Source organism: Rhizobium sp. BT04 (assembly GCF_030053135.1).
GTDB lineage: Bacteria > Pseudomonadota > Alphaproteobacteria > Rhizobiales > Rhizobiaceae > Rhizobium > Rhizobium binxianense.
Genome location: NZ_CP125652.1, coordinates 4458795 through 4481531, shown reverse-complemented (window position 1 = coordinate 4481531; position 22737 = coordinate 4458795). Strand labels below are relative to the sequence as shown.

General features: G+C 60.3%; 20 protein-coding genes and 1 tRNA gene. 7 read left to right on the top strand and 14 right to left on the bottom strand.

Annotation, left to right across the window (positions count from 1 at the left end; translation table 11 throughout):
* Nucleotides 1–105: 105 nt before the first annotated feature.
* The 8 genes from era to rpoZ form a co-directional block, all read right to left on the bottom strand.
* Entirely contained in the window at nt 106–1047 is a 942-nt protein-coding gene (gene era / locus QMO82_RS30290) for a GTPase Era (protein ID WP_183606332.1), read from the bottom strand.
* A 7-nt stretch (nt 1048–1054) separates the two neighbouring features.
* Complete coding sequence (gene rnc, locus QMO82_RS30285; RefSeq protein WP_011651202.1) at nt 1055–1774, bottom strand: ribonuclease III; 720 nt, start codon at nt 1772–1774, stop codon at nt 1055–1057.
* Nucleotides 1771–2514: a signal peptidase I gene (gene lepB / locus QMO82_RS30280; protein ID WP_183606331.1), complete on the bottom strand. Its 744-nt coding sequence runs from the start codon at nt 2512–2514 to the stop codon at nt 1771–1773. Before lepB ends, rnc begins: the two co-directional genes overlap by 4 nt.
* A 331-nt stretch (nt 2515–2845) precedes the next feature.
* A complete protein-coding gene (acpS, locus tag QMO82_RS30275; RefSeq protein ID WP_183606330.1) occupies nt 2846–3250 on the bottom strand; it encodes a holo-ACP synthase in 405 nt (134 codons plus the stop codon).
* 38 nt (nt 3251–3288) lie between these two features.
* Nucleotides 3289–3879 carry a DUF2062 domain-containing protein gene (locus QMO82_RS30270; RefSeq protein WP_183606329.1) on the bottom strand — a complete coding sequence of 197 codons (591 nt, stop codon included), beginning with the start codon at nt 3877–3879 and terminating at the stop codon, nt 3289–3291.
* A gap of 159 nt (nt 3880–4038) precedes the next feature.
* Nucleotides 4039–4188 (bottom strand): DUF3563 family protein, encoded by a 150-nt coding sequence (locus tag QMO82_RS30265; protein WP_003578264.1) that lies wholly within the window; start codon nt 4186–4188, stop codon nt 4039–4041.
* Nucleotides 4189–4381: 193 nt separating this feature from the next.
* Nucleotides 4382–6616, bottom strand: coding sequence for a bifunctional (p)ppGpp synthetase/guanosine-3',5'-bis(diphosphate) 3'-pyrophosphohydrolase (locus tag QMO82_RS30260; protein WP_183606328.1), 2235 nt, complete (start codon nt 6614–6616; stop codon nt 4382–4384).
* 181 nt (nt 6617–6797) lie between these two features.
* Nucleotides 6798–7202, bottom strand: a complete 405-nt coding sequence (gene rpoZ / locus QMO82_RS30255; protein WP_003574261.1) for a DNA-directed RNA polymerase subunit omega — start codon at nt 7200–7202, stop codon at nt 6798–6800.
* 298 nt (nt 7203–7500) lie between these two features.
* Between rpoZ and QMO82_RS30250 the strand changes: the two genes are divergently transcribed.
* Nucleotides 7501–8082, top strand: coding sequence for an NYN domain-containing protein (locus tag QMO82_RS30250; RefSeq protein WP_003578261.1), 582 nt, complete (start codon nt 7501–7503; stop codon nt 8080–8082).
* A gap of 73 nt (nt 8083–8155) precedes the next feature.
* Here the strand turns inward: QMO82_RS30250 and smpB are convergent, their stop codons facing one another.
* Together smpB and dapA are read right to left on the bottom strand one after the other, a co-directional pair.
* On the bottom strand, nt 8156–8635 hold the full coding sequence (gene smpB / locus QMO82_RS30245) for an SsrA-binding protein SmpB (RefSeq protein ID WP_012557117.1): 480 nt from the start codon (nt 8633–8635) through the stop codon (nt 8156–8158).
* A gap of 162 nt (nt 8636–8797) precedes the next feature.
* Complete coding sequence (dapA, locus tag QMO82_RS30240; protein ID WP_097617477.1) at nt 8798–9682, bottom strand: 4-hydroxy-tetrahydrodipicolinate synthase; 885 nt, start codon at nt 9680–9682, stop codon at nt 8798–8800.
* Between the two features lie 212 nt (nt 9683–9894).
* On the opposite strand from dapA, the gene QMO82_RS30235 reads away from it, so the two are divergent.
* Together QMO82_RS30235 and QMO82_RS30230 are read left to right on the top strand one after the other, a co-directional pair.
* The gene (locus QMO82_RS30235) at nt 9895–11970 is read left to right on the top strand and encodes a lytic transglycosylase domain-containing protein (protein ID WP_183606327.1); all 2076 of its coding nucleotides are present in this window, start codon (nt 9895–9897) and stop codon (nt 11968–11970) included.
* 63 nt (nt 11971–12033) lie between these two features.
* Nucleotides 12034–12930 (top strand): alpha/beta fold hydrolase, encoded by an 897-nt coding sequence (locus QMO82_RS30230; protein WP_183606326.1) that lies wholly within the window; start codon nt 12034–12036, stop codon nt 12928–12930.
* A 102-nt stretch (nt 12931–13032) separates the two neighbouring features.
* Here the strand turns inward: QMO82_RS30230 and QMO82_RS30225 are convergent, their stop codons facing one another.
* Nucleotides 13033–14058, bottom strand: a complete 1026-nt coding sequence (locus QMO82_RS30225) for a porin (RefSeq protein WP_183606325.1) — start codon at nt 14056–14058, stop codon at nt 13033–13035.
* Nucleotides 14059–14625: 567 nt separating this feature from the next.
* Nucleotides 14626–14716 (bottom strand) — tRNA-Ser (locus tag QMO82_RS30220).
* A 32-nt stretch (nt 14717–14748) separates the two neighbouring features.
* On the opposite strand from QMO82_RS30220, the gene QMO82_RS30215 reads away from it, so the two are divergent.
* The gene (locus tag QMO82_RS30215) at nt 14749–14946 is read left to right on the top strand and encodes a hypothetical protein (protein WP_183610819.1); all 198 of its coding nucleotides are present in this window, start codon (nt 14749–14751) and stop codon (nt 14944–14946) included.
* Nucleotides 14947–14948: 2 nt separating this feature from the next.
* Here QMO82_RS30215 and QMO82_RS30210 read toward each other — a convergent pair whose 3' ends face one another.
* A complete protein-coding gene (locus tag QMO82_RS30210; RefSeq protein WP_183606324.1) occupies nt 14949–16166 on the bottom strand; it encodes an NAD(P)/FAD-dependent oxidoreductase in 1218 nt (405 codons plus the stop codon).
* A 184-nt stretch (nt 16167–16350) separates the two neighbouring features.
* Nucleotides 16351–17466: a Gfo/Idh/MocA family protein gene (locus QMO82_RS30205; protein WP_183606323.1), complete on the bottom strand. Its 1116-nt coding sequence runs from the start codon at nt 17464–17466 to the stop codon at nt 16351–16353.
* A 206-nt stretch (nt 17467–17672) separates the two neighbouring features.
* On the opposite strand from QMO82_RS30205, the gene QMO82_RS30200 reads away from it, so the two are divergent.
* The 3 genes from QMO82_RS30200 to iolD all read left to right on the top strand — a co-directional run bounded on the left by QMO82_RS30200 (nt 17673) and on the right by iolD (nt 22624).
* The gene (locus tag QMO82_RS30200; protein ID WP_183606322.1) at nt 17673–18548 is read left to right on the top strand and encodes a MurR/RpiR family transcriptional regulator; all 876 of its coding nucleotides are present in this window, start codon (nt 17673–17675) and stop codon (nt 18546–18548) included.
* A 92-nt stretch (nt 18549–18640) separates the two neighbouring features.
* Nucleotides 18641–20575: a 5-dehydro-2-deoxygluconokinase gene (gene iolC / locus QMO82_RS30195; protein WP_183606321.1), complete on the top strand. Its 1935-nt coding sequence runs from the start codon at nt 18641–18643 to the stop codon at nt 20573–20575.
* A gap of 198 nt (nt 20576–20773) precedes the next feature.
* Complete coding sequence (gene iolD / locus QMO82_RS30190; protein ID WP_183606320.1) at nt 20774–22624, top strand: 3D-(3,5/4)-trihydroxycyclohexane-1,2-dione acylhydrolase (decyclizing); 1851 nt, start codon at nt 20774–20776, stop codon at nt 22622–22624.
* Nucleotides 22625–22737: the final 113 nt, after the last annotated feature.

Below are 22737 nucleotides of genomic sequence, written 5' to 3'. Positions count from 1 at the left end.
CGTTCATCGAGGAATGCTCCAGGCATGGAATTGTTCCATGAGCGAGGCGCTTTTTTTATGCGGAAACAAAGGGCTGGCGCCTGCCAGACGGAATCCTTGCCTTGGTTATTTCGGGAAATCGAGGCCCATTTCGCGGAAGCGCTCGGGATCATCGCCCCAATTCTCGCGAACCTTGACGAACAGGAAGAGATGGACCGGCTGTTCCAGGATTTCCGACAATTCCTTGCGCGACGCAGTCGAGATCGCCTTGATAGTTTCACCGCCCTTGCCGAGCGCAATCTTCTTCTGGCTGTCGCGCTCGAGATAGATCACCTGCTCGATGCGCACAGAGCCGTCCTTGCGCTCTTCCCACTTCTCCGTTTCGACATGCGAGGCATAGGGAAGCTCCTGGTGCAGGCGCAGAAACAGCTTCTCGCGGGTGATCTCGGCAGCAAGCTGGCGCATCGGCAGATCGGAGATCTGGTCTTCCGGATAGTACCACGGCCCCTCCGGGAGGGTCTTCGCCAGATAGTCCATGACATCGTCGCAGCCGGAGCCGTTTTCGGCCGAGATCATGAAGGTGCGCTCGAAAGCGATCTTCTCGTTGGCGGCAGCGGCCAACGCCAGCAGATCCTCGCGGTTGACGCGGTCGATCTTATTCAGCAGCAGGATCTTCGGCTGGCGGACTTCCTTCAGACCTTCGAGGATGGCTTCAGCATCGCCACGCAGGCCGCGCTCGCTGTCGATCAGCAGCACGATCAGATCGGCATCCTTGGCACCGCCCCAGGCCGAGGTCACCATGGCGCGGTCGAGCCGGCGGCGCGGCTTGAAGATACCGGGCGTATCCATGAAGACGATCTGGGCGTTGTCGTGGATGGCAATGCCGCGGACGATCGCGCGCGTCGTCTGCACCTTATGGCTGACGATCGACACTTTGGCACCGACGAGGCGGTTGACCAACGTCGACTTGCCGGCATTGGTCGGCCCGATCAGCGCGACGAAGCCCGAATGCGTCGGACCACTGGTTTCTGCGGCAGCTCCGGCCGCGATATCTTCTTCTTGTGTCATTGTCCCGTCAGTTTCCGGCAGGCGATTGCTGCCAAATGCCTTCGCGCTCAAGCATCTTCGTCGCCGCAACCTGTTCAGCGGCACGCTTTGACCGCTCTACGCCGGTTTCGGGCTTAATGCCAGCAACTTCCACCGTCACCTTGAAGCGAGGATCATGATCCGGTCCGCTGCGTTCATCAACCCGATAGATCGGGGTGACGCCGAATTTCGCGTGCGACCATTCCTGCAGCTCGGTTTTGGCATCGCGCTTGGCGCCATCGGCCCTGACCGCCCTGCCCTGCCAATAGCGCAGAATGAAGCGGCGGGCGACCTCGAGGCCGCCGTCGAGGTAGATTGCGGCGATCAGGCTTTCGACGACGTCGGCACGCACGTTCATCATGCGCTTGCCGGTCAACTTCTTCACATCGGCGCCGGTGCGAATATAGAGGTGAAGATTGAGCTCGTCGGCGACCGCTGCGCAGGTTTCAGCACTGACGAGCTGGTTGAGACGGACCGAGAGCTCGCCTTCCCCCGCCGTGCCAAAGGTACGAAACAAGAGCTCGGCGATGCAGAGCCCGAGGACCCTGTCGCCGAGGAATTCCAGCCGTTCGTAATTGCCGCCCTTTTCCGTGCGGGCGCTGGCATGGGTCAGCGCCCGGTCGAGGCGTTCCTTTTCGGCGAAGTCGTGACCGATCAGGCCTTCAAGCTTTGCGCGGTCCGCCGCAGAAAGCGTCTGCGCCTTACTCATTCAACAACCTTGAAGAGGCGGTCCCAGCGCATGTTCGTCGGCCACTTCCAAATTTCCCGGAAAGAGGTGTCGTTGCCGAGCGAGAAGAAGATCACGCTGGCGCGGCCGACAAGATTTTCGGCCGGTACGAAACCGACGTCGAAGCGGCTGTCGAGCGAGTTGTCGCGGTTGTCGCCCATCATGAAATAATGGCCTTCCGGCACGATGAATTCACGGGTGTTATCGCCGCGCGACACAGGAGACTGATCGAGCGTGTCATAGGTCTTGCCGTTGTCGAGCGTTTCGCGGAAGACCGGCACATCGGCACCTGGATCGAGCTTGTAATCCGACGTAAACGTACCATCCGCTACCTTTGGAACCGGCTTGCCGTTGACGTAGAGCACGCCGTCGGTCACCTGGATATGGTCGCCCGGCAGGCCGATGCAGCGCTTGATGTAATCGACCTCAGGATTTGGCGGGAAGCGGAAGACGACGATGTCGCCACGCTTCGGATCGGCGCCGAACAGGCGGCCGCTGAAGATGTCGGGCGAGAAAGGCAGCGAATATTTCGAATAGCCGTAAGCGAACTTATTGACGAAGATATAGTCGCCGACGAGAAGCGTCGGCATCATCGAACCGGACGGAATGGTAAAGGGCTGGAACAACACCGTTCGGATCACCATCGCCAAAATCAGCGCCTGAATGATGACTTTGATATTTTCCCAGAGGGCGTTCGGCTTGGCTTCGACTTTTTCGGACACGCAGTCTTATTCCTTCAAGACGCCGCGGCGGCGCAATTCTTTCTGTCGTTCTCTCTAGAGCATGATGCCGAAAAGTGTGAGCGGTTTTCGGACGACATCATGCTCTAAATCTTAATCTAGAACAGGATTCAGATTTTAGGCCGGGTCGGCCCGAAATCATCCTGTTCTATCGGCTTCGGCCGGTTGCGGCAATGGCGACAGCATCAAAAGCGACGAGAGGTCGCGTCAAACGCTTCCGGGGTCGCGATCAACGCTTCCGGGGTCGCGATCAACGCTCCCGAGGTCGCGATCAACGCTCCCGAGGTCACGATCCAACGCTTCCGACGTGCGGTCATACGCTCTCGGGCAACGCCTCGATAATCACGAAGGCCTGCGCCAAGGGATAATCATCCGTTATTGTCAAATGAATGGCGGGCCTGTGGCCCGCCGGCAGCATCGATTCGAGGATCAGGGCGGCAGCACCTGATAGAACCATGGTCGGCTTGCCGCTCGGCAGGTTGACGACGCCCATGTCCTTCCAGAAGACGCCCTGGGCGATACCGGTGCCGAGCGCCTTGGAACAGGCCTCCTTGGCGGCAAAACGTTTGGCGTAGGATGCACCACGATTTGCGCGGCGGTCGGACCGCGCGCGCTCGATCTCGGTGAAGCAGCGATGGGTGAAGCGGTCGCCGAAGCGCTCGATGGATTTCTCGACGCGGCGAATGTCGATCAGATCGCTGCCAATGCCGATGATCATGCCGGAACCTTCCGTCGCTTAAGAATTCTTGATCGGGCTCATACACTCGGCATGTCGCCGACCGGGCTGGCCAGACGCAGGCGCGCCCGCTCCAGCAGCCGTGTGTGGCGGCGCGTCTGAAAACCCTTCACGGTGTAGAATGTCAGCGCATAGAGCGCAACGGAGGTGACGATCGCCGGCGGAATGGCGCCGACCAGCATCGGTTCCAGCACCGGCTTCCACAGCTCGGTGAAGTTCAGCTTGTGAAAGAGGGCTGCGAGATCCACCGTCTGACCGGCCAGATGATCCTCACGACTCAACAGCAGATGCCCGATCTCCCAGGTGATGCCCCAGATGAAGGGATAGGTCAGCGGATTGCCGAAGGCCGCGCAGCCGAGGGCGGCGGCCACCATACTGCCGGAGAGGAAATAGGTGATCACAAACGCCATGACGAAATGCACGCCGATGAAAGGCGTCCACGAGACGAAGACACCCGCAGCGACGCCGGCCGCGACCGCATGCGGCGAAGCGCTCAGGCGCAGGATGCGCATGGAGAGGTAACGGAGCGGGCGAAGGAAACCTTTGCGGGGCCATAGAAGCTCTCGCATCTTTTCCTTGAATCCCGCGGGCTTGCGACGGCGAAACAACATGGCCGGTATTTAGTGCAGCGCACATGACCATGACAAGAGCGGCAAATGGTACCGCCGAAAAAACAGTTCAGTCCCCAAAGCAGCGGGGAGCTTCTTCATGCCGAGGGGCGTCCGTTATGCATAACGTCCCTCACCCATCTCAAATATAGAAGTTCAGTATCAGCGATTGCGGAACAGACCGCGATCGACCTGGCGCTGACGAAACTCGAGATCGATACGATCGAACGAGCCGTTCAAATATGCCATTTCACGTTCCTGGGCAGTCGGAGCGCGAAGGGCGCGAGCGATTTTCCTGATAGGGTCAAACATTACCTTGTCTCATCTTCTGTTTGTTTTCGATGACCCGAAGATAGTCGCGGCAGAGGTTAATTACCACCGCTGCAACATGGAGACAGCCATGCGTCATTCGCATTGCTTGCCTATCCAATGCGCCACTCCGACCACGAAACGATCACAAAATGTGCAATTTTCCGATCCAGCCGGCGACAGGCTTAACAAAATCCTACTCGTAGAGCCGCCGCACCGTGGCGATGCAATCCAGATCCTTCATCTGGGCGAGCAGTTGATTGAGCTGACGCAGGTCCCAGACCTCGACCTCGAGCATCATTTCGGTGAAATCGGCCGCGACGCGCACCGTGTTCAACAACCGGATATTGACGTCGAGGCCTGCAACCGTCTGGGCGACCTTGGCAAGCGTGCCGGGCTCATTCAACCCATTCACCATGATGCGCGCCATGAAACGCGACTTGTTGGCTTCGTCGAGATCCCAGCGAACGTCGATCCAGCGGTCGGGCTGATCGTCGAACCGCTGCAGGCTCGGCGACTGGATCGGATATATGGTGATGCCCTTGCCCTGGTCCATGATGCCGACGATGCGATCGCCGGGCACGGCGCCGGTCGACGCGAACTTGACGTCGACATTGCCGGACAAGCCGCGGATCGGCCCGATATCAACATCGGTGTCGACCTCCGGATGGCCGCCGTCGAGCCCGGGCTTGGTCTTGCCGGGGATCTTGAAGATCATGCCGGCGGCGCTGCGGACGTTGAACCAACCGTCATCGCCGGAGGGCTTGACGGTGACGCGCTCATCCTGATGGTCGGGATAGACGGCGCGCAGCACATCGAGCGAGGACATCTCGCCGCGGCCGACGGCGGCGATCGCATCCTCGACATCCTTCTGACCGAGGCGGTGCAGCGCCGGCTTCATCGCCTCGCGAGAGAAAATCTTGCCGGCTCTGTCGAAGGTGCGCTCGAGAATGCGGTGACCGAGGCCGGCATATTGCTTGCGGATTGCCATGCGGGTGGCGCGGCGGATGGCGGCACGCGCCTTGCCGGTGACGACGATCTCCTCCCAGGCAGCGGGCGGAACCTGCACGCCGGAGCGGATGATCTCGACCTCGTCGCCATTGGCAAGCCGCGTCACCAGCGGCATGATGCGACCGTTGATCTTGGCGCCCACCGTGGTGTCGCCGATATTGGTGTGCACCGCATAGGCGAAATCGATCGGAGTGGCGCCACGCGGCAGGGCAATCAGTTTGCCCTTCGGCGTGAAGCAGAAGACCTGGTCCTGGAAGAGCTCAAGCTTGGTGTGTTCGAGGAATTCTTCCGGGCTGTCACCCTCGGCGAGCGCCTCGATCGTGTGGCGCAGCCAGGAATAGGCATTGGATTCGCGAGAAAGGATGTCGCCATCGGCATTGGTGGCGCCGTCCTTATAAAGCGTGTGGGCGGCGATGCCGAATTCGGCGATTTCATGCATGCGCTTGGTGCGGATCTGCAGTTCGATGCGCTGGCTGGACGGACCGACGATAGTCGTGTGCAGCGACCGGTAATCGTTCTGCTTCGGCGTCGAGATATAGTCCTTGAAGCGGCCGGGCACGACGCGCCAGCGGGTGTGGACGATGCCGAGCGCCCGGTAACAGGACGGGATGTCCTCGACGATCAAACGGAAGCCATAGACATCGGAAAGCTGCTCGAAGGAAAGCGACTTCGACTGCATCTTGCGGAAGACCGAATAGGGCTTCTTCTGCCGGCCCTTGACATAGGCGCTCGTCAGGCCGCTTGCCACCAGCAGGTCGCGCAGTTCGGCCTCGATCTTCTTGACAATACCCTCGTTGCGCTTGGAAAGCTCTTCCAGCCTTTTGGTGACGGTCTCGTAGGCTTCCGGGTTCATATGGCGGAAGGAGAGTTCCTCCAGCTCCTCGCGCATGTCCTGCATGCCCATGCGGCCGGCTAGCGGCGCATAGATCTCCATCGTCTCTTCGGAGATGCGGGCACGCTTGTCGGCCGACATGTGGTCGAGGGTGCGCATATTGTGCAGGCGGTCGGCAAGCTTGACGAGCAGCACGCGCACATCGTCGGATATGGCGAGCAGCAGCTTGCGCAGGTTTTCCGCCTGCTTGGCCTTCTTAGTGACGAGGTCGAGCTTCTTGATCTTCGTCAGGCCCTCGACCAAGCGGCCGATATCCTCGCCGAACAGTTCGTCGATCTCGGCGCGCGTCGCCGTCGTATCCTCGATCGTGTCGTGCAGCAGAGCAACCGCGATCGTCGATTCATCGAGATGCATGTCGGTGAGGATGGCGGCGACTTCGAGCGGATGGGAAATATAGGGATCGCCGCTCGCGCGCTTTTGCTGGCCATGTTTCTGCATGGCGTAGACATAGGCTTTGTTCAGCAGTGCTTCATTGGCGTCGGGCTTGTATTGCTGAACCCGCTCCACGAGCTCGTACTGCCGCATCATTCCAAAGCCACTCCGATAAAAATAAAAGCGCGCCAATCAACGATTGGCGCACACGTGGGCAATAATATGCCTAAGCAATAAAGGCGCAAGATTGACGATTGGTAATCATCGCTCTTTTGCATCGCATGAAACTGTTTCCGTGCCGCATCCGACCAATGCGACGGGAATCCGGTCTCTACGCTTAGTAGTCGTCGCTCTTTTCCGGCGGCACCAGGCCTTCGATGCCGGCAAGCAGCTCTTCTTCCGACATCTGGTCGAAAGTGATCGTTTCCGGCAGGTCGTCCTGCTCTTCGCTGTCGGCTGCGGCGACACCGCCGGCGGCGATCATGCTTGCCGGATCGGGCTCGGGCTCATCGACTTCGACATGCTTTTGCAGCGAATGGATCAGATCTTCCTTGAGGTCATCGGGCGAAAGCGTCTCATCGGCGATTTCGCGCAGCGCCACGACCGGGTTCTTGTCGTTGTCGCGATCGATGGTGATCGAGGCGCCCTGGGAAATCAGCCGGGCGCGGTGGCTGGCGAGCAGAACCAGCTCGAAGCGGTTCTCCACCTTGTCGATGCAATCTTCAACTGTGACACGGGCCATTGCCTGTCCTTTACGGTCGTCATTTCGGGATTAGCACGCCCGATACAATTAAAACCGGGCAAATACAAGTTTTTCATTCCGGCTCCCCTCGTCTTTGTCCTCGGCTGAGCTAAATTTCCATGGAGAATGTCATAATTCCACCTAAGGTTGCTTGGAATATGCCGAATCGTGCCCTAAATCTTTCGTATATGAATAATCCTTAAAGTAAGGCCCGGATCGAAAACGACAAAACAACCTATTGTTTTTATTGACGTTTGGCACTTGCGGATTTCGATTGCTCTCATTGGATTGGTAAGCGATGTTTGACCCACGCGAAAAAATTGCACTCTTCATTGACGGCGCCAACCTCTACGCTGCGTCCAAGAGCCTCGGCTTCGACATAGATTACCGTAAGCTCTTGAAAGCATTTCAGAAACGCGGCTATCTCCTGCGCGCTTACTATTATACGGCTCTGATCGAGGATCAGGAATATTCGTCGATCCGGCCACTGATCGATTGGCTCGACTACAATGGCTATAAAGTCGTCACCAAGCCCGCCAAGGAATTCACAGATTCCATGGGTCGCCGAAAAATCAAGGGCAACATGGACATCGAACTTGCGATCGACGCCATGGAACAATCCGAAACTGTCGATCATCTCGTGATCTTCTCGGGCGACGGCGACTTCACCAACCTCGTCGAAGCGTTGCAGCGCAGAGGCCGCAAGGTCTCTGTGATCTCGACCATGGCGACCCAGCCGCCGATGATCGCCGATGACCTGCGCCGCCAGGCCGATCATTTCATCGATCTCTTGTCGTTGAAGGCTGAAATCGGTCGCGATCCCGCCGAGCGGGCTCCACGCCCGGCAGAAGTCGCCCCGGCCAGCGATTTCGAGGACTGATCCGCCTTCATCCCGAAACTGAGAAACAATATGATTACCGTGCGAAACGGCAATCATCGGGCATGCCGCGTGGTCAGCCGTTATCCTTCAGCAGGCGGCTCTTCTGCCGGTTCCAATCGCGTTCCTTCTCGGACTCGCGCTTGTCGTGCAATTTCTTACCCTTGGCGAGCGCGAGTTCCATCTTCGCCCGACCGCGGTCGTTGAAATAGATCTTCAGCGGGATCAGCGTCATGCCCTCGCGGTTGACGGCTGAGCGCAGGCGATGGATCTCGCGGCCCGACAGCAGCAGCTTGCGGCGCCGGCGGGGTTCGTGATTGAAGCGGTTGGCCTGCAGGTATTCCGGCAGGTAGGAATTGATCAGCCAGATCTCGCCACCCTCATCCGACGCGTAGGATTCGGCGATATTGGCCTTGCCTTCGCGCAGCGACTTGACCTCCGTGCCCATCAGCACGAGGCCGGCCTCGTAGGTATCGATGATCTCGTAGTTGAAGCGGGCCTTGCGGTTTTCGGCCACGACCTTGTTCACGACGCGCTGGCTGCCTTTGGGGGCCATGACGATATTCCATTCATTTAGAGCGCGAAAAGCCGCGCCCTCATTCCTGCTCTTTGTAGGGCCTGCTCTTTGTAGGGCCTGCTCTGTGTAGAGCGTGCTCTGCGTAGGGACTTGCCCTTTATGTAAGGGAACGACCCGGTCTTGTGAAGACGGCCGGTCTCTTCAGTTCAGAAGGCCGGCATGACGCAGGGCAGCGTCGATCGCCGTTTCCGTTGCCGGCTCCAGTGTCGAAAGCAGCGGCGAGCGGACGTTGCGGCTCATGCGGCCAAGCCGGGAGAGCCCGTATTTGGCGCCGCAAAGACCGGGCTCGAGGAAGATCGCCTTGTGCAGCGGCATCAGCCGATCCTGATATTCCAGCGCGCTGATGTAGTCGCCCGCCAGCGTCGCCGCCTGGAAGTCGGCACAAAGGCGCGGGGCGACATTGGCCGTGACCGAAATACAGCCGACACCGCCATGAGCGTTGAAGCCGAGTGCCGTCGCATCCTCGCCCGACAACTGTCGGAAATCCTTGCCGCAGGTGATGCGCTGTTCGGAGACGCGCTCGATCTTGCCCGTCGCATCCTTGACGCCGACGATATTGCGGTGCGCCTTGGCGAGCGCACCCATTGTTTCCGGCGTCATGTCGACCACCGAGCGGCCGGGGATATTGTAGATATAGATCGGCAGATCGACGGCCTCGGCAATCGCCGAAAAATGCGCGATCAAACCCTTCTGCGTCGGCTTGTTGTAATAGGGAGTGACGACCAGAACGGCGTCCGCACCAACCTTTTCGGCGTGCTGGGCAAGTTCGACCGCCTCACGCGTGTTGTTCGAGCCGGCGCCGGCCATGACGGGAACGCGTTTTGCAGCAACCTCGATGCACAGCTCCACGACCCGTTTGTGTTCGGCATGCGACAGCGTCGGCGATTCGCCTGTCGTGCCGACCGGAACGAGACCGCCGCTGCCTTCCTTGATCTGCCAGTCGACATGAGCAGCGAAGCTGTCTTCGTCGATCAGTCCGGCATCCGTGAAAGGGGTGACGAGGGCGGGAATGGACCCATTGAACATGCAAAGCTCCTCACGACCAAATCCTTGCTTCGGCCGCATTCCATGAATATTTTGCGCACCATAGAGCGCCGAAATCATCGCGACAAGCGCGTAGAGTTCGGTTTAGGGCAAATTCCGATAGCAGATGTGAATGAATTTTACCTGGTACGGTAAGGTTTCGTTAAGATGCCTCTAGCCAAATGGCAGGGCGTGTTTTCGTTGCGAGATCCCGGATGAAGAAAGCTGTCCTGATTCTGTCCGCCTTCGGCTTCGCCGCCGCCGCGTGGGGCAGCATAGCGTCGCCGCTTCCGGGCGAGAGCACGCCCATGCCTGGCGTCAAGCCGCTCGGCTTCATTCCCCAAACAGCCATGCCGGAAGCGATCACAACGGGCGCCATTCCGCGCAATCCGGCCATCGCGCCTGTCAACAGCGACCTGAAAGCCGGCCTCGATGCGCTTTCCGACAAGAACCCGCAGCTGGCGCTGTCGATCCGCGACAGCATGCAGGGCGGTACGCTCGACCGCCATATCCTCACCTGGGCGATCGCCGTTTCCGGATTGAAGGGCGTCCCCTCTTATGAAATCGCCAGTGCTGGGCAGGAGCTCAAGAGCTGGCCGGGCCTCTCGCGGCTGCGCTCCTATTCCGAACGTGCGCTCTATGACGAGAACCCCGCCCCATCCGCCGTGCTCGCCGCCTTCGGCGATACCGCGCCCGAGACGATGCAGGGCGCCGTCATCCTCGGCCGGGCGCTGGTTGCATCAGGCAGACAAGCGCAGGCGGCAAAATATATCCGCAAGGTCTGGCGCGGAGAGGCTCTCGACAAGGCGACCGAGGACAAGATCCTCCTCGAATTCTCAGCTCTGTTGACGCCTGCCGACCATAAGGCGCGGATGGACTATCTGATGTATCGCGGCCGGGTGGCGCAGGCCAAGCGCTTCGGCGACATGGCCCAGGCCCAGTCGCTCTACAAGGCTTGGTCTGCCGTCGACGCCAAAGCCGGCAACGCCGGCGCGCTGCTCAACGCTGTCGATGCAAAATGGCGCGGCGATGCCGGCCTGCTGTTTGCGCGGATTGAATATCTGCGCAAACAGGACAAATATGCCGAGGCGGCAGCACTTCTGGAGCAGATGCCGCCCGAGCGTAGCGAACTTGTCAACTCCGGCGAGTGGTGGAACGAGCAGCGTATCGTCAGCCGTGGTCTCGTCGACCAGGGACAGTTCAAGCCTGCCTATCGCATCGTCGCCAATTACGCCGCAACGAGCCCGACTGACATCGTCGAGGCTGAGTTCCATGCCGGATGGTACGCGCTTCGCGGCCTGCAGGATCCGGCAACCGCGGAAAGACACTTCCGCAAGATTCTCCAGACATCAAACGGGCCGATCTCGGTTTCACGCGCCTGGTACTGGCTGGGACGGGCGGCCGAAGCCGGGGGCCCCGGCAAATCCAGCGAATTCTATGGGAAGGCTGCGACCTTCCCCGGCACCTTCTACGGTCAGCTCGCGGCCGAAAAGCTGGGGCGAAAGACGCTGAACGTTACCTATCCCGCGCCGAGCACGGCCGACCGGCAACGCTTTCAGGCACGTGAAGCGGTGCAGGCGATCGCCCGACTAGAGGCCGCAGGCCATGGATGGCGGGCCGATATTCTCTATCTTGCGCTTGCCGACCAGTTGCAGAGCCCCGGCGAACTGGCCGTGCTTGCGGCGCAGGCCGAGCAATCCGGCGATCATCATTTGTCGCTGCAGATCGGCAAGATCGCCTATGGCCGCGGCATCGATGTCGCAGCGCTCGCCTTTCCGGTCGGCGTCATCCCGGCGAATGCCAACATCTCCGGCTCCGGCAAGGCGCTCGCCTATGCCATCGCCCGGCAGGAAAGCGCCTTCAACCCAGCCGCCGTTTCAGCGGCGAATGCGCGGGGATTGCTGCAGCTTCTGCCGGGGACGGCCCAGGCGGTGGCCAAGCGCCACAACATCGCCTATTCGAAAGACAAGCTGACGGCCGATGCCGGTTATAACGCCACACTCGGCGCGCATTATCTCGGTGAGCAGATCGAAGCCTTCGGCGGCTCCTATATCCTGACCTTCATTGCCTACAATGCCGGGCCGAAACGGGTGCCGGAATGGATCAGCCGTTACGGCGATCCGCGCGGCAGGTCGATCGACGAGATCGTCGACTGGATCGAGCGCATCCCCTTCCCCGAAACGCGGAACTACGTCCAGCGGGTGATGGAGAATTACGAGGTGTACAAGGCTCGCCTCGGCCAGCCCACCGATATCGAGCGCGACCTCATCGGCGGACGCAGTGCTTCCTAAGGCGTTTGGCGCAGCCGGAAAAGCAGGCTACATCTTCGCGATCAAACAGATCTCGAGGATGCGATGCCGGATAATTATGCAAGCGGTTTCCAGGAACGATTTTATACGTCTCCCGATGGGCTGAAGCTTTATGCCCGCGACTATTGGCCCGGCGAGACGGCAACCGCCGGACGGCTGCCGGTCATCTGCCTGCCCGGCCTGACCCGCAATACGCGGGATTTTCATCCGCTGGCGCTGCTGCTCTCCCAGGACATAACAGCACCACGCAGGGTCATCGCGCTCGATTCGCGCGGGCGGGGAAACTCGGCATGGGATGAGAACAAGGCGAACTACAATCTCGCCATCGAGGCCGGCGATGTCGTTGCCGCTTGCGCGGCGCTCGGCATCGAGCGGGCCGTCTTCGTCGGCACGTCCCGGGGTGGGCTGATCCTGCATCTGATCGCAGTGATGCGGCCGGATCTTCTCGAAGCCGTCATCCTCAATGATATCGGGCCTGCCGTCGAGGCCAAGGGGCTAGCGCTGATCCGCGACTACCTCAACAGCGGCAGAAGGCCGGCAGACTGGCGCGAAGCGGTCGAAATATTGAAGGAAAATCATGGCGCGGCGTTCACCGCGCTTGCAGAGCAAGACTGGCGGGAGATGGCGCTGGCGCTTTATCGAGACGTCGGCGGAAGACCGATCGCCGATTTCGACCCGGCGATCGCCGAAGCGCTGAAATCGATCGATTTCAGCCAGCCGTTGCTCGATCTCTGGGAGCAATTCGAGAAGCTGAGCCACTTGCCGCTGATGCTGATCCGCGGCGAAAACACGTCGCTGCTTTCACAGGAAACCGCGAACGAAATGGCACGGCGGCATCCGAAGTTGATCCTTCATGCCGCCGAAGGACATGGACACGCGCCCCTCCTGCATCTCGGCAACATCCCCGCAGCGATTCGAGCCTTTCTCGCCTCTTGCCAGTAACCTTATCGAAGCCAGTCCGTCGGCACATTTGCCATGGCTCGAAATATAAAAAAGCCCGGCTCAAACGAGCCGGGCTTCCTGATTGACCGAAGTCAGATCAGATTAGAACGAACGCTGCAGGCGGAAGTAGCCCGAGGTGGAGTCGTCAGCATCTTCCGGATCGAGGTACTGAACCGAAGCCTTGGCGTAGAAGTTGTCGACGATCTGGTAATCAACCGTCAGACCGACCTTCCAGGCATCGCCATCGGCAAAGTCGTCGCCGTCAACGCCGAAGTTGCTGTAGTACTGAACACCGGGAGTGATCTTGAGCTTGTCGGTTGCCTTGATTGCATATTCGGCAGCAACAGCCCACTCAGCTGCAGTGTAGTAGGAGCTCGGGCCGGTGGCATATACGGCAGCGAGGCCGAGCGTACCAGGACCGATGTCAACCGTACCCATTGCACGGACAGCGCCTTCTTCGTTGTCGACGTCGTAGCCGGCAGTGATCTGGTAGCTGAACGCACCACCCTTGCCGCCGAGACCGACGGCAACGCCGACGTTGTTCGGATCTTCGTCCGCCTTGAAGAAGCCGTCTTCCAGCTCATCGACGCTGATGCCAGCGTAGAAGGCGTCGGTTTCGTACTGATAACGGATGGAGTTATGCAGCGTTACCGGCGAGCCGATATCATCGGTTTCGCCCGAGAGGCCGTCGTCCCACCAGCTGTAGAACAGACCAGCGCGGAAGCCGGCGATGTCGAGGTAAGCGGAGTCGAGCTTGGCGTTCTGATCGGTAGCGTTGTCAGCATTGAACTGCATGACGATGACGCCGGTCAGCGGACCGTACTCGGTGTCGCTCTTGGCGGTGAACTGAACCTGACCACGGGTGACAGCATCCCAGTCGGAGTCGTTACCGCGCGTCAGCGAATTGCCAACCCGATCGCCAACGTTGACCTGGAAACGGATGTAACCGTTGATCTTGAGGCAGGTTTCGGTGCCCGGGATGTAGAAGTAGCCGGTGCCGTAAGCGTCGCAGACGCGGACGTATTCAACCGGTTCCGGCTCGGCAGCAACGATAGCGTCAGCAGCCTGAGCACCGGAAACTACTGCGAGAGCAGCAGCGGAGCCGAGAAGAAGGCTCTTGATGTTCATAAATGACCTCCAATTCAAAGTTTCGATCGGGTTTGGGATCTTTCGCTGAGCAGCGTTCCCTGCCCCATCCCCGTGTTTCAAGAAGTGGACGATCCGTCGCCCTTGCTTCCGAGGGTGAAAATACAAGACGGCGGCCGTCACGCAATCACCAACTTGCTCGGATGGGGGGTTTGAGGGAGCCTTCCCGACATTCTGTTGCTGAAAGGACACAAGTCGGGCAAGCGGCCCCGCTTTCCTTTATGCTTTGTTAAGAAAACCCTGATTTTGCGGCCGCTTAGGTCAGATCCACAAAGAGTTGGACACGCGCCTTTCGACGCATCTGCGACACTTTTCCGACAAAATCCGGCTCTTGCGGGGATGTTAGGATTGCTGGAAGCGTAACCTGGTGATCACCGATCCGCTTTCGCCACCTGATGGAGCGTGGAGGCGGGAGACGATTCCCGCAACCGATTCTCTCGCTGATGGCGGAGAGATTTGCGCCATCGCGCGGCCGTAAGGCGTAGCCGACTAAGCGAACCTGATTCCCTGGCAGGAACTAAAGATCGCGAAATGTTCAGGAAATCAGAATGGCGGAGAAGATGGGATTCGAACCCACGATACGCTTTTGACGTATACTCCCTTAGCAGGGGAGCGCCTTCGACCACTCGGCCACCTCTCCGGTGCGGCCTAACTATGGTGACCGGTCTGTGAATGCAAGAGTTTTTTGAATTTTCACCACAAAGAAATGCGGCGGGCGGCATTTCGGCTGGCCCGCGCAAACAGAGCGCATTCCCTGCCACGATCCGAGAATTTGATCGCGCTTCGTTCTCTTCGATGAAGAAGCCGGGCTTTGCCGCCCGGCGTCGACAGGGTTGGCAAGCCCGGCGCAGCGTCACCGACCGGGCCTGAAGTCAGCCGAGCAGGCTCTTGAGGTCGGCTGAGGGGTCGGCGAGAATCGATCTGTCGGGATTGGTCCCGGATTCCAGCAGCTTTTTGCCGGTCACATAGGCTTTCGCGTCGTTGATCGCATCGACGGCGATCAGCTGGCCTTGCCTGAAGTACCAGACCGAATGGGCGCCTTCGCGGGCGCCGGGGCGCAGCAGTGTCTCGTCATAACCGAGATTGAAGCCGGCAATCTGCAGCTTGACGTCATACTGGTCGGACCAGAACCAAGGCTTCGGATCATATGGCGCGCTGCCGCCGGCGATGACGGCTGCCGCCGCCTCGGCCTGGTCGACGGCGTTCTGCACCGATTCGAGCCTGATGCGGCCACCCTGCCAGGGAAGGGCTGCGCAATCACCGGCGGCAAAGATCGCCGGATCGGAGGTGCGGGCGAATTCGTCGACGACAATGCCGTTGGCGACTTCGAGGCCGGCTTCCTTGGCAAGCTGGTCATTCGGCACGACGCCGATGCCGACGACGGCAAAGTCGATGTCGATCACAGATCCGTCGGAAAGTGCGGCGCCCGTGACGCGGCCATCCTTGCCGACCAGATGCTTGAGCCCTGTCTTTTCCCGAATCACCACGTCATGGCTTTCATGGATCCCCCGCATGATGTCGGCGGTCTCCTTCGCCGCGACGCGCTGGAGGATGCGGTCAGCCATCTCGATGACGGTGACCTCAAGGCCGCGGTGACGGGCAACGGCTGCAGCCTCGAGACCGATATAACCGCCGCCGATGATGAGGACGCGGCGACCGGGGCGCATTTCTTCGGCGAGCAGATCGGCATCGCGCTTGTCGCGGGCGACATAGACGCCTTCGAGATCGCCACCGATTGCCGCCGGCAGCCGGCGCGGCGTCGAGCCGGTGGCCAGCGCCAGCGTGGCGTAATCGAGAACGGAGCCGTCCTGCAGCAGAACCTGCCTGCTATCCGGCTTGATCTGTTCGGCCCAGGTCGAAAGGCGAAGATCGACGTCATTGTCCGCATACCAGTGCTCGGCGCGAAACAGCAGGCGGTCGAAAGCCATTTCGCCAAGCAGGTATTTCTTCGAAAGCGGCGGGCGCTGATAGGGAGCCACATCCTCCGCACCGATGAGGGTGATCGGGCGCATATCCTTCAACGCTCGCAGCTTGGCCGCCAATGCGAAACCGGCCTGTCCCGCGCCAATGATCACCAGTCTGTCCGTCACGATCTCACTCCCGAAACTGCGCCCGACAACGAGGTGCAGGCCTATCCCTACGGCGCCGCGCGTCTGTTAGACGCGCTAAGGACGCTGTAACGTTTTGAACTTCTGCATAATTTTATCCTTAAATCGATTCCGATCTAAGGAATTATGCAGCCTCAAACGCCGTCAACGGAAAGCGGTCTTCCATTCAGCCGATCTCGATCCAGCGGCGCTCGTGGAAGGACTGTGCCATGGCATGCACCGACTTCTCTATCCTGAGACCGTCTTCAAATGTGACGATCGACGACGGCTCACCGGAAATTGCCCGGATTAGCTCGCGGCATTCGATGATCTTCAGATCGTTGAAGCCGAGGCCGTGGCCAGGCGCCGGGATGAAGCGATCATAAGGCCGATGGGCGGGTGCCGCCAGTATCTTGCGGAAGCCCTGTTCGGAACCGCGGCCCGCGGCCTGATAGAGGTCGAATTCGTTCATGCGCTCCTGGTCGTAGACGATCGAGCCTTTCGCGCCATAAATCTGCAGGGCGATGCGGCCCTTGCGGCCCCAGGCGGCGCGATTCGCCATCAAGACGGCGGAGATGCCGCCGCCAAGCCGCATCAGCACGTTGGCGCCATCGTGGTTTTCGACGGCGCGGCGGCCACCCTCGCTCAGCGGGCGGTCGGCATAAGGCCTCACCATGTCTGTAACGACAGCCTCAACATGGCCGAAAAGATACCAGAGCAGCGACAGCGGATGCACGGCGAAATCGTCGAGCGCGCCATAGCCGGCGGCAAGCTCGCTCTTCCAGTAAAAGAAGACATCGGGATCGGCCATGAAATCCTCGTCCATCTCGGCGCGGATATGGTTGACCGTGCCGATGGCGCCCTCGCCAATAAGCGTCTTGATGTGCCGCATCACAGGATTCTGGATATAATTATAGCCGAGAGCCGCCACCTTTCCGGAACCCCTCGCCGTTTCCAGCATGCGCTCGGCGTCGGCATAGGCCGGCGCCATCGGCTTTTCGCACCAGACATGTTTGCCGGCTTGAAGGGCTGCGATCGCCATCTCGGGGTGGAACTGATTGGGCGTGGTGATGGAGACGACGTCGACCTCTGGGTCGGCAATCAGCGCCCGCCAATCGGCCGTTGCCTTCTCGAAGCCGAATTCCCCGGCACGCGCCGCAGCAAGCCCGGCATTGGCTTCGGCCAGATGCACGAGACGCGGACGCTCGACATCGCCGAACACCGTCTTCACCGCATTCCACGCCAGCGCATGGCACTTGCCCATGTAACCGGTGCCGATCAAACCGATGCCAAGTGGCTTCATTTCCGTCTCCTCCAGAGCTGCGGCCGGATTTTTGGAATATTTGGATCATTTTGACAAGAGACCCGTACGCAGTCATTTTTCCATTCTTCCCGGTAAGTTGTTTAAAAGCCTTCAATTACAGGCGATTAAAAACAATTAGGCGGGCCGTTTGAAATCGTCTATGTTCGGCAATATGGAATATTTGTTTCATCTCGTGAGCCGCAAGCATGGATAACGATCCCCAGAGGCACGCGCGTGTGCCGCGCGATTTCGAAAGCCTGCGCAGCACCATCATCGAACGCAAGACAAGCATGCCGAAGCGGCTGGCGCAGGTCGCCGCCTTCGCGCTCGGCAATCCCGATGAAATCGCCTTCGGCACGACGGCAAGCATCGCGGCGGCCTCCGACGTCCAGCCTTCGACGCTGGTGCGCCTAGCGCATCATCTGGGTTACGAAGGCTTCTCCGACCTGCAGAGCATTTTCCGCGAAAGATTGCGCGACCGGACGCTGAGCTATGAAGAGCGGCTCGTCACGCTGGAGCAGACGAGCGGCGACGATGAGGACGCCAATCTGCTCTCCGGCTTCATTGCCGCCGCCAGCCAGTCGGTCAACCGGCTGGCGGCGACGGTGCAGAGCGATACTTTCACGAAAGCGGTGAATATCCTTGCCGGCGCCGAGACGATCTATCTGATCGCCAAACGGCGCTCCTACCCGCTGACGGCGCACATGACCTACGCTTTTTCCAAGCTCAACATCCGCCACCAAATCGTCGCCTCGCCGAATGGCGTCGACCCCGAAATGGTGCAGTTCGCAACCCCTAGGGATGCGGCGATCGCCGCGAGCTTCTCGCCCTATGCGGCCGACAGCCTCAGCCAGAGCCAAGAGCTTGCCGACCGCGGCGTGCCCGTCATCGCGATCACCGATTCGGCCTTCTCGCCGCTTGCCGCCTGCGCGACGCACTGGTTCGAAGTGGCGGAGGCCGATTTCGCCGGCTTCCGCTCGCTTTCGGCATCTATGGCGCTGACCATGGCGCTGCCGGTGGCCATCGCCGAACGGCGCCGCAAGCATCAGCACTCAAAAGCTGGAAAAGCGAAAATGGAATAAACATTCCGAATTGACAAAATATCGGAACCGATGTTTCATTATTGAAAATTCGCAGGCATTGGAAGCCGCGCAAAATCTAGCGGGAGGACATCATGGTACAATCGAATCCGGGCTCACAGCCGGAGCCGGCGCTTGATGTAATCACCATCGGCCGCTCCTCGGTCGATCTTTACGGTCAGCAGATCGGCTCACGGCTGGAGGATATCGGCTCCTTCGCCAAATCGGTCGGTGGCTGCCCTGCCAATATCGCCATCGGCACGGCACGGCTCGGCCTCAAATCCGGTCTCATCACCCGCGTCGGCGACGAGCAGATGGGACGTTTCATCCGCGAGCAATCGGCGCGCGAAGGTGTGGCGACACAGGGCATCATCACCGACAAGGAGCGGCTGACCGCACTGGTGCTGCTGGCGGTCGAGGCCGAGGGTGTGTCGCCGATGATCTTCTATCGATCGGACTGTGCCGACATGGCGCTCGATGAAGGCGATATCGATGAAGATTTCATCAAGTCGTCGCGCGCCGTTCTCGTTTCCGGCACACATTTCTCCCGGCCGAATACCGAGGCCGCACAGCGCAAGGCGATCCGCATCGCCAAGGCGAACGGCCGCAAGGTGATCTTCGACATCGACTACCGGCCGAACCTCTGGGGCCTTGCCGGCCATGCAGAAGGCTTCGAGCGCTATGTGAAGTCCGACCGCGTCTCTTCGAAGATGAAGGAGACGCTGCCGGATTGCGATCTCATCGTCGGGACCGAGGAAGAAATCCTGATTGCTTCCGGCGCCGACGACGTGCTTGGCGCGCTCAAAGAGATTCGCCGCCTGTCGCCGGCAACGATCGTGCTCAAGCGCGGCGCCATGGGCTGCATCGTCTATGATGGACCGATCGCCGACGACCTCGAAGCCGGTATCGTCGGCCAGGGTTTCCCGATCGAAGTCTTCAACGTGCTCGGCGCCGGCGATGCCTTCATGTCCGGTTTTCTGCGCGGCTTCCTGCGCGACGAGCCGCTGAAAACCTGCGCCACCTGGGCCAATGCCTGCGGCGCCTTCGCTGTTTCACGCCTGCTCTGCTCGCCGGAATATCCGACCTGGGCCGAACTCGACTTCTTCCTGACGACCGGCAGCCAACATCGAGCGCTGCGTAAAGACGAAGCGATCAACCATATCCACTGGGCATCGACCCGGCGCGGCGAAATCCCGCTTCTGATGGCGCTGGCGATCGACCACCGTTCGCAGCTGGTCAGTGTCGCCGATGAACTCGGTGTCGGCCACGACAAGATCGTCGCCTTCAAGCGGCTGGCGGTTGCCGCAGCGGCGCGGGTTTCGAACGGTCGCGACGGCTACGGCATGCTGATCGACGAACGCTTCGGCCGCGACGCCTTCTTCGACGCGGCGACGAAGAATTTCTCCTGGATCGGCCGGCCGGTGGAGCTGCCGGGCTCGAAGCCGCTGCGCTTCGAATTCAGCCAGGATATCGGCTCGCAGCTTGTGGAATGGCCACTCAGTCATTGCATTAAATGCTTGTGCTTCTATCATCCTGACGATCCGGCTGACTTGAAAACGGAGCAGCAGGAGAAGCTGCGCACGCTGTTCGAGGCGTCCCGGAAGGTCGGCCGCGAGCTGCTGGTGGAGATCATCGCCGGCAAGAACGGGCCGCTCACCGACGACACGATCGCGACTGCGCTGGAGGAACTCTATGCGCTCGGCATCAAGCCGGACTGGTGGAAGCTCGAGCCGCAGGCATCGACTGAAGCCTGGAAGAAGATCGATGCGGTGATTGCCAAGAATGATCCATGGTGCCGCGGTATCGTGCTGCTCGGGCTCGAGGCGCCCGCCGACGAGCTGATCTCCTGCTTCGAGGCGACGCTGGCCGCTCCCTCCGTGAAGGGCTTTGCCGTCGGCCGGACGATCTTTGCCGACCCGGCGCGTGCCTGGCTTTCGGGCGGAATGAACGACGAGGAGGCGATCGCCGATATGGCCGGCCGCTTCCAGCAACTGACTGAGGCGTGGCTGAAGACGCGCGGACAGCAGTAGGAATAGAACGAAGACCCTCCCCAGCCCCTCCCCCACAAAGGGGAGGTTAACTTGAGGCAGCGCCTCGCGCCAGACAGCGGCCACCTTGCAAGAAGGGACGCCGTAATATGGATGAGACGGCACGGCGGGTTAGCCTCTCCCCCTTGTGGGGAGGGGTTGGAGGAGAAACAGGTACAGTCAAAAGTCCGGGAGGACCCGATGGGCAAGACGATACGGTTGACGATGGCGCAGGCCGTCGCGCATTTCCTCAAGAAGCAGATGACTGTTGTCGACGGCAAGAAGGTGCAGATCTTCGGCGGCGTCTGGGCGATCTTCGGTCACGGCAACGTCGCCGGCATCGGCGAGGCGCTCTATCAGGTGCGCGACGAACTGACGACCTATCGCGCCCACAACGAACAGGGCATGGCGCATGCCGCGATCGCTTATGCCAAGGCGAATTTCCGCACTCGTTTCATGGCCTGCACAACCTCGATCGGTCCTGGTGCGCTGAACATGGTGACGGCCGCGGGCGTCGCACACGTCAATCGTATTCCCGTTCTCTTCCTGCCGGGCGACGTCTTCGCCAACCGCGCGCCGGATCCGGTGCTGCAGCAGATCGAGGATTTCGGTGACGGCACGGTTTCAGCCAATGATGCCTTTCGTCCGGTTTCGCGCTATTTCGACCGCATCACCCGGCCCGAGCAGATCATTTCGGCGCTGAAGCGCGCCATGCAGGTCCTGACCGACCCCGTGGATTGCGGCCCGGTGACCTTGTCGCTCTGCCAGGACGTTCAGGCCGAAGCCTATGATTATCCGGAAAGCCTGTTTACTGAAAAGGTCTGGACGACCCGTCGGCCGCAGCCGGATGCGGACGAACTGGCCAATGCCATCGCGCTGATCAAGGCGTCGCAGAAACCGGTGATCGTCGCCGGCGGCGGCGTGCTTTACTCGCAGGCGACGAAGGAGCTTGCCGCCTTTGCCGACGCCCACGGCCTTCCCGTCGTCGTCACCCAGGCCGGCAAGTCGTCGATCGACGACACCCATCCGCTGGCGCTCGGCTCGGTCGGCGTGACCGGCACGTCGGCGGCGAATGCGATTGCCGAAGAAACGGATCTCGTCATCGCCGTCGGCACCCGCTGCCAGGATTTCACCACCGGCTCCTGGGCGCTGTTCAAGAATGACAATCTCAGGATGATCGGGCTCAATATCGCCGCCTATGACGCGGTCAAGCACGACAGCTATCCCGTGGTGGCCGATGCCCGCGAAGGGCTGAAGGCGCTTTCATCGGGTCTTTCCGGCTGGAAGGCGTCGGCGGCACTCACCGAGAAGGCAACCGCGGAGAAGAAGATCTGGATGGAGGCCGCCGCCAAGGCGATGGCAACGACCAATGCCGCCCTGCCCTCCGACGCACAGGTAATCGGCGCGGTAGCGCGCACGATCGGCGGCGATAATACGACGGTTCTTTGCGCTGCGGGCGGACTTCCCGGCGAATTGCACAAGCTCTGGCCGGCAACAGTGCCGGGCAGCTATCACATGGAATACGGCTTTTCCTGCATGGGCTATGAGCTCGCCGGCGGGCTCGGCGCCAAGATGGCCCATCCCGAACGGGATGTCGTCGTCATGGTCGGCGATGGCTCCTATATGATGATGAATTCCGAGATTGCGACCTCGGTGATGCTCGGCCTCAAGCTCAACATCGTCCTGCTCGACAATCGCGGCTATGGCTGCATCAACCGCTTGCAGATGGGAACCGGCGGTGCCAACTTCAACAATCTGCTCAAGGACTCCTATCACGAGGTGATGCCGGAGATCGATTTCCGCGCGCATGCCGAAAGCATGGGCGCCATCGCGGTCAAGGTCGGCTCGATCGCCGAGTTGGAGCAGGCGATCATTGATTCGAAGAAGAACGACCGTACCTCGGTCTTCGTCATCGATACCGATCCGTTGATCACCACTGAGGCCGGCGGTCATTGGTGGGATGTCGCGGTGCCGGAGGTCAGCCCGCGCGAAGAGGTCAACAAGGCCCGCAAGGGTTATGTCGAAGCACGCGCCGCCCAGCGCATCGGCTAAACGGCTGCATAATTCCATAAATCGGAATCGATTTAAGGGCAAAATTATGCAGCAATTCGAAGTGCTACAGCGTCCCGTGCGCGTCTGAAAAAGACGCGCGGCGCTGTAGTGCC